The following is a 9,338-nucleotide window of genomic DNA, read 5'->3' on the forward strand; positions in this document are numbered from 1 at the left end:
GCCTGGCTCCATTCCGAACCCAGAAGCTAAGCCTCTCATCGCTGATAATACTGCACCTTTCAGGTGTGGAAATGTAGGTCGCTGCCTAGTTAATCGTTTATTTACTTTTACTTCACTCTTTATTCTTATTATAATTTATTTATTTATTTATCTGTTTCTTATTATTCTTCTTGCTTTACTGCTTTGATATTTTAGAATCTACATTCCAAGTATGTGTTATTTTATCCATATGTACAGCATATAGTCTTTTTAAAAATTCATTTCTTGATATTTCTTTCGCCCCGAGTGACTTTAAATGAGTTGTCGGTACCTGACAATCTATAAAATCGTAACCCCATTTTTTTAAATGTTTTACAAGCATATAGTAAGCTGCTTTAGAAGCATCTGATTTATAAGTAAACATTGATTCTCCACAAAATACTTTTCCTATTGTCAAACCATATAAACCACCTACAAGTTCTCCATTTTGATAACTTTCAACGCTATGTGCAATACCCATCCCGTGTAGAACATTAAATGATTCCATTAGCTCTTCATTTATCCAAGATCCTTCTTGCCCTGCTCTTTTTGTTGTAGCACAGCAACGCATAACTTTTTCAAAATTAGTATCAAATTTATAGGTAAATTTTTTAAGACTTTTTTTGAGAGATTTACTGAGTTTGAAATCATCTAATTCCATTATAAGACGTGGATTTGTTGACCACCATAGTATTGGATCTTGATTAGAGTACCACGGGAAAATACCATTTTGATAAGCTCTAATAAGTCTGGAAGGATTTAAGTCTCCTCCCCATGCTACAATGCCTTCCTCATTAGCATCACGTGGATTAGGAAAGCTTAGTGAGTATTTATTTAATTGAGGAATATACATTAATTTTTTATGTATTCATTTATGAGTGCATTGTTTTTTACATCCACGACTACTTGTCCGCCATTTTGAAGAGTACCAAAGAGAATTTCATCACTTAGTTTATTTGTAATATTTTCTTTAATATATCTCTTAAGTGGTCGTGCACCCATCTCTGCTTTAAAAGATTTTTTAACTATGTATTTGGCAGCTTTATCTGTAACTGTTACATTTATTTTTTTCTTTTTTAGTTCACCATTTAATTCATCTATAAATTTATAGACAATTCCTTGTAGGACACTAGAAGAGAGTGGCTGGAATTCTATAGTTGCATCTAGTCTATTTCTAAATTCTGGTGTGAAAAAGGCTTTTAAATCTTCATTTTTTGCTAAAGATTTATCTTTGTTAAAACCCATAACATTTCGAGCAGTTGCCCCTATATTTGATGTCATAATTAATATAACATTTTGAAAATCTGCTTTATATCCATTATTATCTGTTAGTGTAGCACTATCCATAATCTGTAGTAAAATATTTATTAAATCTGGGTGTGCTTTTTCTATTTCATCTAACAATAAAACAGTATATGGATGTTTTTTAATTGCTTCAGTGAGCAGACCTCCTTGCTCGTATCCTACATAGCCAGGAGGTGCTCCAACCAAACGAGAAAGTGCATGTTTTTCCATATACTCACTCATATCAAATTTTTCAAAATGAATGCCTAATGTATCACTGAGTGCAATGGCAAGTTCTGTTTTACCAACCCCCGTCGGTCCAGAAAATAGAAATGAACCTATAGGTTTACTGGCAGGTGTAAGCCCTGCTTTAGCTATTTTTATGGCTTTTGAAACGCTTTGAATTGCGCTATCTTGTCCGATGACTCTTTTCTTTAAATTCTCATCCAAATTTTGTAAAGATAGAGTTTCACTTGTGCTGATTGTCGCTGGGGATATACCGACTATTGATGCTATGGTTTTCTCTATATCGGCTGCGTTTACTTTTGATTTTTTTGGCTCTTTTAGGTGAAAAGATGCTGCTGTTTCATCGATTAAATCAATTGCTATATCAGGTAGAAATTTATCATTTATATAACGTTTTGAGAGCTCTATTGCTGTTTTTAGAGCTTTATTGGTATATTTGACAGAGTGATGAGCTTCATATTTTTTTTGTAAACCTTTGAGTATTAGATAGCTTGTCTTTTTTGAAGGCTCATTAATGTCAATTTTAGAAAATCTTCTGCTAAGAGCTTTGTCTTTCTCAAAGCCATTTCTATACTCTGCAAAAGTTGTTGCACCCATACATTTTATTTCCCCAGAGGCAAGTGCTGGTTTGAGTTGATTCGCTGCATCCATAGTTCCACTTGTGCTTCCCGCACCAATAAGTGTATGAATTTCATCTATAAAGAGTATTGCATTTTCTTCACGCTTTAGTTCATCCATAACGCCTTTAAGACGTTTTTCAAAATCACCTCTGTACTTTGTACCAGCAAGTAGTGCATTTAAATCTAGGGCATATAATTTTGCATTATTGATAATTTTAGGAACATTATTTGCTGCTATTTTTAACGCAAGGCCTTCTGCAATAGCTGTTTTACCAACACCTGGTTCCCCGACTAATATAGGATTGTTCTTTTTACGTCTACAGAGAATTTGTATAACTCTTTTTATCTCTTTTTCTCTGCCAATTACAGGGTCTATTTTATTCTCTTTTGCTTTTGCAATCAGGTCTATCGAATATTTAGAGAGATTTGACTCTTTTGTATCTGTCTTCGTTCCTTGACTTTCGTGGGATATTATCTCTAATATATCAAGTTTTGAGATTTGGTATTTGCTTAATAGGGCGTAAGTAAAAGTATGTTCTTCCTCAAAGAGCGCTACAATTAGGTCGCCTATATCTGCATTTTCTTGTCCTGAAGACTGTATATGTCTTACCATTTTATCTATTAGTCTTGCAAGAGCAACGCTTTCATAAGGGTCTTGCTTTATATTTTCAGGTAATACTTCCATACTATTTTTGAGATATTCAGCTAATTCTTCTTTCATCTTAGCTACATCTCCCCCACAAGAATCAATAATGGTTGCACCATCTTCAGAGCTTAGTAGAAGGTAAAAAACATGTTCTATTGTTAGGTATTCGTGATGTAACTGTTTTGCAAAGAGTATAGATTTTTGAAATATATCGTTGAGTGATGCACTTATCATTTTTATTCCTTCTCCATCATAGCTTTTAAAGGGAAACTACTCTCTTTAGCTTTTCGTTTTACTTGCATAATTTTTGTTTCTGCAACTTCATAAGAGTAAACCCCACATAGACCTTTCCCATTCTCATGTACTTCAAGCATAGTTTTTTGAGCATCTTCATAACTTTTGTGAAATATACTCATAAGAATATCTATAACAAATTCCATAGAAGTATAATCATCATTGAGCAAAAAAACTTTGTATTTTTGGGGATATTTTAGTGCAATTTCATCATATAATTCAAATTCTGTATGTGTAGACATAATCTTTACTTTGCTGCGTTTAGAAAGTCATCAATTATATCTTGGGGATTTTCCAATCCTACAGATACTCTTATAAGACCATCAGTAATACCAAGAAACTTTCTCGTAGGTGCATCAAAATCACTATAAATTGTAGAAGCCATATGCAGAGCTAATGTTCGGCTATCTCCAATATTAGCTGTAATAGTGGCTATTTTTGTTCTGTTTAAAAACTCAAAAGCTCTCTCTTTTGTCTGCATATCTATGGTAAAAAGTGTTCCACAGCCATTAGAAAATTGTTCTAAATATCTGCTGTGTTGTGGATGTGATTTTAAAGATGGATGGTTGATATTTAGCCCATTCTCACTAAGTTCTTGTGTAATAATTTCAATGTTTTTTACAATTCTTGGTAAACGCAGTGCTAAGGTCTCTAAGCCTAACATTGTTTGATAACTAGCGTGAGCATTTGCACTCATTCCAAAGTCTCTTAATGCTCTTTTCTTTGCGTTTGGAATGAGTGCCATAGCACCTGCATTCTTGATAAAATTAGTTAAAAAATCATAGCGTTTACTTTTAAATTTATCATTGCCTTCATTTATAGCACGAAAAGCGACACAGCCACCTAAAGCAGATGAGTTTCCAGATATTATTTTTGTTGTTGAATAGACGACAATATCTGCACCGAGTGCAATGGGCGAGATACTTAAAGGTGTAATAGTATTATCAACAATGAGTGCAATTCCAGCATTATTTGCGATGGCAGCAATTTTTTTAATGTCAGGAAGTCGCATATTTGGATTTCCTACACTTTCTAAAAAGATAATTTTAGTTTTTTCATTTATAGCTTGGGTGATCTTTTCAAATTCATCAACATCAAAGAAGGATGTCTTAACGCCAAAACGGCTGATAGTCTCACTGAAAAATGAGTAAGTTCCTCCAAAAAGTCCTCCTATGCTAATGACTTCATCACCTGATGAAAGAAGAGACATTGTTGCGAGGGTTGTCGCACCCATCCCCGAACTTGTGGCAACTACACCTATCGCACCATCCATCTCTGCCATAATAGATTCTAATCTTGTAGTTGTAGGATTACCCATTCTGGAATAGAGTGGTTTTTTAACACTTCCGTTAAATATTCCCTCTGCAATTTCTGGTGTACCATATGCGAATGATGCAGATGATACAATTATAGGAGAAACAGCTCCCTCTTTATCCCCGATACTTTGGACAAATTTTGTACAATATTCTTCAAATCTATTCATACTTCTTATATACCTTTTAGTTAGTGAATAAATTATATCGAATTGGATATAAAAACTATCCTAAAGAGTTTAATTATGCTAAAATTATAAAATATAATCTAATAGGATGACAGATGGATAATACAACAGTATTGGATAAATTGAGTGAAAAAGTTTCACAAATACTTCAAGAGCGTCAAACACTGAAAAGTGAAGCTGAGGCAATGAGAAATGAACTTGTGGCGTTAAAAGCGAATTGTGAATTGAAGAATCAGGAAATTGATAAATTGGCAGAAGAAAATGCACTCAAAGATTTAGAAATAGAAGAAATTGTAAACAAAATAGAAAGTATTTTAGGCTAAAAGTTAATGAGTAAAAAAATAGGCTTACATATTGGCGGGCGTCGATTTGATGTAGATGTTGAAGAAAAGTTTGCACTATTTTTAGAAAAAGAGATGGCTGATGACTTTAATATAGATGGAAATAATGATTTAAAAATACTGCTGCAGGCATATGTAAGAAAAAATCATGAACTCTATCTACAAAATAAAAAAATAGATGAAATTTTAAAAAAACTTGAAAAGTAGATATTGTTTTATGCTACTGTAAGTTTTTGTTGCTATAATTTCACCCTCTTAATAAAGAGATGGTGTGCGCTCGTAGCTCAGCTGGATAGAGCACTGGTTTGCGGTACCAGCGGTCACACGTTCGAATCGTGTCGGGCGCACCATACTTAAACTTCATCTACATAAAACTCACAATAATTTTAACAATAATAAAAACTCCTTATCGCTTAACTGGATAAAGCAGTCCCCTCCTAAGGGATAGCTCGTGGTTCGAGTCCACGTAGGGAGACCACTTTTAAAAATTTTAGCTATAATTCCAGCAATGAAAAAAGATATAAATTTTGCAGTAGAATCTCCTTATAAACCTGCGGGTGATCAGCCAAAGGCTATTGAAGTATTAAGTAAAAGTATACTAAATGGGAATCGTTATCAGACACTTGAAGGTGTAACAGGTAGTGGTAAAACATATACTATGGCGCGAGTTATAGAGAGTGTGAAAATGCCGACCATTATTATGACACATAACAAAACTTTAGCGGCTCAGTTGTACTCAGAGTTTCGTCAGTTCTTCCCCCATAATCATGTTGAGTATTTTGTCTCTTATTATGATTATTATCAGCCTGAGGCTTATATTCCGCGTCAAGACCTATTTATAGAAAAAGACAGTGCTATTAATGATGAACTTGAACGACTGCGTTTGAGTGCTACTGCAAATCTGCTCTCTTATGATGATGTTATTGTTATCGCTTCTGTTTCTGCTAATTATGGTCTAGGTGATCCTGAAGAGTATCAAAATATGGTGCAATCTCTTGAAGTAGGGGATGAAATAGCACAGAAAAAACTACTACTGCGTTTAGTGGAGATGGGATACTCTCGTAATGACAGCTATTTTGATAGTGGACATATTCGTGTTAATGGTGAGAGTATAGATATTTACCCACCATATTTTGAGCAAGAGGCTGTTCGTGTTGAGTTTTTTGGGGATGAAATAGAAGCAATTTATACTTTTGATGTGATTGATAATAAAAAATTAGAAGAGCATAAAAGCGTTACTATTTATGCTACTTCACAGTTTAGTGTTTCTCAGGAGAAGATGTCAGTTGCTATTAAACGCATAGAAGAAGAACTTGATGAGAGGCTTGCATATTTTCAAAAAGAGGGAAAGCTTGTAGAGTATCAACGCCTAAAACAGCGTGTCGAGTTTGATTTGGAAATGTTGCAGACAACGGGAATGTGTAAAGGGGTTGAAAACTACTCAAGGCTTTTAACAAATAAAAAGCCTGGTGAAGCACCTTTTACACTGCTTGATTATTTTGAACAAAATCATAAAGAGTATCTTGTGATTGTAGATGAGTCTCATGTTTCTTTGCCTCAGTATAGAGGAATGTATGCTGGCGATAGGGCTAGAAAAGAGGTGCTTGTTGATTATGGATTTCGTCTGCCGAGTGCCTTAGACAATAGACCTCTAAAGGCAGATGAGTATATAAATAAAGCACCACACTATCTTTTTGTATCGGCAACGCCTGCAGAGTATGAGCTTGAACTCTCTTCTACAAAAGCGGAACAAATCATACGACCAACTGGCTTGCTTGACCCTATTATAGAGATAAAACCATCTGATAATCAAGTAGAAGATATACATGATGAGATAAAGGGCATAGTTGTAAAAAATGAGCGTGTTCTTATAACTGTTTTAACAAAAAAAATGGCAGAAGCATTAACGAAATATTTGGCAGATTTAGGTATAAAAGTACAATATATGCACTCGGATATAGATACGATTGAGAGAAATCAAATTATTCGCTCACTGCGTTTAGGGGAGTTTGATGTCTTAATTGGCATTAATTTACTTCGAGAGGGTTTAGATTTGCCCGAGGTCTCTTTGGTTGCTATTTTAGATGCAGACAAAGAGGGCTTTTTAAGAAGTGAAACGGCACTTGTACAAACCATAGGGCGCGGGGCGAGAAATGAGAATGGACGGGTTATCTTATATGCAAATAAGATGACAGGTTCGATGCAAAGAGCCATAGATAAAACGAATGATAGGCGTGCTTTGCAAGAAGCACATAATAAAAAGTATGGGATTACCCCGAGAACAACAAAAAGAGCTTTGGATGAAAATCTAAAACTTGAAGATCATGGAGGACTCTATCAAAAACACAAAAAGATGGATAAAATTCCTCCAAGTGAGCGCAAAGCAATCATTAAAGAGCTTTCAATGAAAATGAAAGAGGCTGCTCGTGAGTTGAACTTTGAGGAGGCTGCAAGGCTTCGTGATGAAATTACAAAAATAAAAAAATTATAGTTTAAAAAATCAAGGAAAAAAATGGAAGATACACTCAACAACTTGGCAACATACGGATATATAGGGCTTTTCCTCTACTCTCTTGGAGGAGGTTTTGTTGGACTCGTGGCAGCAGGCGTTCTTAGTTTTATGGGAAAGATGGATTTGTCACTCTCTATTGCTATTGCGTTTAGCGCAAATGCTTTAGGTGATATTCTACTTTTTTGGCTTACTCGTTACCAAAAAACAATGATGGTTGAGGGGCTTCGTAAGCATAGAAGAAAGGTGGCTTTGGCTCATATTTTGATGAAAAAAAATGGTGACTGGGTGATTTTTATTCAAAAATTTATTTATGGTTTAAAAACAGTTGTTCCTATTGCTATTGCTTTAACAAAGTATGATTTTAAAAAGTTTGCAATTTTAAATATTTTTGCAGCGGCTATTTGGGCATTAGCTTTTGGTTTGAGTAGCTACTATTTTGGTGCAGTTTTAAGTAAATTCGCAATGTTTATTAGTGATAACAAATGGTTAGCACCAGTTATACTTATAACGATTGGTGGCGTGACTTGGCTCTATATGGAAAAAGTAACAAAGAAGAAAAAAAAGAGATAAAGTAGAAAGCTTTTAGCTTTCTACTTTTGGTCCTGCAGTTGAAAAGTCAAATTGACTATCCGCATCTTGGTAGCGTTTGAAGTTTTCTATAAACATTTCAGCTAACTCATCTCTAGCTTTATCAAATGCCTCTTTATCTTCCCAAGCATTTCTAGGATTAAGAAGTTCAGGGTTGATGTCGCCTAAAGTTTTTGGCACTTGAAGTCTAAAAGTTTTCGTAGTGTCAAATTCACTCTCTTTAATTGAACCATCTAAAATAGCATTGACACAAGCTCGAGTATCTTTAAGGCTCATACGTTTTCCAACACCATAAGCACCACCAGTCCAGCCAGTGTTTACAAGGTAAACATTTACATTATGTTCATCTATTTTTTTACCAAGTAAGTCAGCATAAACTGTAGGATGAAGTGTCATAAATGCCTCTCCAAAACATGCAGAGAATGTTGCAACCGGTTCTGTAATACCTCTTTCTGTTCCCGCTACTTTTGCAGTATAACCACTCAAAAAGTAGTACATTGCCTGCTCTTTAGTAAGTTTAGATACTGGAGGTAAAACACCAAATGCATCTGCAGATAAGAAAATGATATTTTCAGGATGACCTGCCATTAAATCTGGTTTATGATTTACAATATGCTCAATAGGGTAAGAGACACGAGTGTTTTCTGTTTTAGAATCATCTTCATAATCAACAATACCATTGTCTTTAACAACAACATTTTCTAAAAGTGCATCTTTTTTAATTGCACCAAAAATTTCAGGTTCATGCTCTCCATTGAGGTTAATGACCTTTGCATAACATCCACCCTCAAAGTTAAATACACCATCATCGTCCCAACCATGTTCATCATCACCAATTAAAGCACGCTTTGGATCAGTAGAGAGTGTTGTTTTTCCTGTACCGCTTAGACCGAAGAAAAGAGCTGTGTCTCCACGCTCTCCAACATTTGCCGAACAGTGCATAGAGAGTTTACCATCAAGTGGAAGCCAGTAGTTCATCATTGAAAAAATACCCTTTTTCAACTCACCACCATACCAAGTACCACCGATGATACAAAGATTTCGCTCTATATCAAAAAGAACAAACACTTCAGAGTTCATTCCGTGCTCTTTCCATTTGTCATTCACTGCTTTACATGCATTTAAAACTGTAAAATCTGCTTTAAATGTATCTAACTCATCTGCAGTCGGACGGATAAACATATTTTTAACAAAGTGAGACTGCCATGCAACTTCCGTTATAAAACGGATAGATTTTTTTGAAGCTGGACTCGCTCCACTATATACATCAGTAACATAAAGGTCTTTT

Annotated in this window: 9 protein-coding genes, 2 tRNA genes and 1 rRNA gene; 7 read left to right on the forward strand and 5 right to left on the reverse strand. The window is 34.8% G+C overall.

Annotated elements, in window-relative coordinates:
• Positions 1 to 90: ribosomal RNA gene (gene rrf, locus MV589_RS10965) — 5S ribosomal RNA — on the forward strand; the annotation flags it as partial.
• 85 nt (positions 91 to 175) lie between these two features.
• Here the strand turns inward: rrf and aat are convergent.
• From aat to MV589_RS00205, 4 genes are read right to left on the reverse strand one after another with little or no spacing between them, the layout of a single operon-like run.
• Entirely contained in the window at positions 176 to 871 is a 696-nt protein-coding gene (gene aat, locus MV589_RS00190) for a leucyl/phenylalanyl-tRNA--protein transferase (protein WP_297430924.1), read from the reverse strand.
• Positions 871 to 3,048: an ATP-dependent Clp protease ATP-binding subunit ClpA gene (gene clpA, locus MV589_RS00195; RefSeq protein WP_297430925.1), complete on the reverse strand. Its 2,178-nt coding sequence runs from the start codon at positions 3,046 to 3,048 to the stop codon at positions 871 to 873. Before clpA ends, aat begins: the two co-directional genes overlap by 1 nt.
• A 2-nt stretch (positions 3,049 to 3,050) precedes the next feature.
• On the reverse strand, positions 3,051 to 3,350 hold the full coding sequence (locus MV589_RS00200) for an ATP-dependent Clp protease adaptor ClpS (RefSeq protein WP_297430926.1): 300 nt from the start codon (positions 3,348 to 3,350) through the stop codon (positions 3,051 to 3,053).
• A 5-nt stretch (positions 3,351 to 3,355) separates the two neighbouring features.
• The gene (locus MV589_RS00205) at positions 3,356 to 4,591 is read right to left on the reverse strand and encodes a trans-sulfuration enzyme family protein (RefSeq protein ID WP_297430927.1); all 1,236 of its coding nucleotides are present in this window, start codon (positions 4,589 to 4,591) and stop codon (positions 3,356 to 3,358) included.
• A 113-nt stretch (positions 4,592 to 4,704) separates the two neighbouring features.
• On the opposite strand from MV589_RS00205, the gene MV589_RS00210 reads away from it, so the two are divergent.
• From MV589_RS00210 to MV589_RS00235, 6 genes are all read left to right on the forward strand, one after another.
• Entirely contained in the window at positions 4,705 to 4,932 is a 228-nt protein-coding gene (locus MV589_RS00210; RefSeq protein ID WP_297430928.1) for a hypothetical protein, read from the forward strand.
• Positions 4,933 to 4,938: 6 nt separating this feature from the next.
• On the forward strand, positions 4,939 to 5,157 hold the full coding sequence (locus MV589_RS00215; RefSeq protein ID WP_297430929.1) for a hypothetical protein: 219 nt from the start codon (positions 4,939 to 4,941) through the stop codon (positions 5,155 to 5,157).
• Positions 5,158 to 5,223: 66 nt separating this feature from the next.
• Positions 5,224 to 5,300, forward strand: a tRNA-Arg gene (locus MV589_RS00220).
• A 52-nt stretch (positions 5,301 to 5,352) separates the two neighbouring features.
• Positions 5,353 to 5,428 (forward strand) — tRNA-Arg (locus tag MV589_RS00225).
• A gap of 30 nt (positions 5,429 to 5,458) precedes the next feature.
• The gene (uvrB, locus tag MV589_RS00230; protein ID WP_297430932.1) at positions 5,459 to 7,441 is read left to right on the forward strand and encodes an excinuclease ABC subunit UvrB; all 1,983 of its coding nucleotides are present in this window, start codon (positions 5,459 to 5,461) and stop codon (positions 7,439 to 7,441) included.
• Positions 7,442 to 7,462: 21 nt separating this feature from the next.
• A complete protein-coding gene (locus MV589_RS00235) occupies positions 7,463 to 8,032 on the forward strand; it encodes a DedA family protein (RefSeq protein WP_297430930.1) in 570 nt (189 codons plus the stop codon).
• 12 nt (positions 8,033 to 8,044) lie between these two features.
• Here MV589_RS00235 and pckA read toward each other — a convergent pair.
• Positions 8,045 to 9,338 (reverse strand): phosphoenolpyruvate carboxykinase (ATP) (gene pckA, locus MV589_RS00240; RefSeq protein WP_297430931.1); only part of this gene is annotated, 1,294 nt, incomplete at its 5' end.

Source organism: Sulfurimonas sp., from assembly GCF_026991475.1.
Lineage (GTDB): Bacteria > Campylobacterota > Campylobacteria > Campylobacterales > Sulfurimonadaceae > Sulfurimonas.

Coding starts and splice junctions, on each gene's coding strand:
- aat (WP_297430924.1), bottom strand. CDS start 871: ATGTATATTCCTCAATTAAATAAATACTCACTAAGCTTTCCTAATCCA.
- clpA (WP_297430925.1), bottom strand. CDS start 3,048: ATGATAAGTGCATCACTCAACGATATATTTCAAAAATCTATACTCTTT.
- MV589_RS00200 (WP_297430926.1), bottom strand. CDS start 3,350: ATGTCTACACATACAGAATTTGAATTATATGATGAAATTGCACTAAAA.
- MV589_RS00205 (WP_297430927.1), bottom strand. CDS start 4,591: ATGAATAGATTTGAAGAATATTGTACAAAATTTGTCCAAAGTATCGGG.
- MV589_RS00210 (WP_297430928.1), top strand. CDS start 4,705: ATGGATAATACAACAGTATTGGATAAATTGAGTGAAAAAGTTTCACAA.
- MV589_RS00215 (WP_297430929.1), top strand. CDS start 4,939: ATGAGTAAAAAAATAGGCTTACATATTGGCGGGCGTCGATTTGATGTA.
- uvrB (WP_297430932.1), top strand. CDS start 5,459: ATGAAAAAAGATATAAATTTTGCAGTAGAATCTCCTTATAAACCTGCG.
- MV589_RS00235 (WP_297430930.1), top strand. CDS start 7,463: ATGGAAGATACACTCAACAACTTGGCAACATACGGATATATAGGGCTT.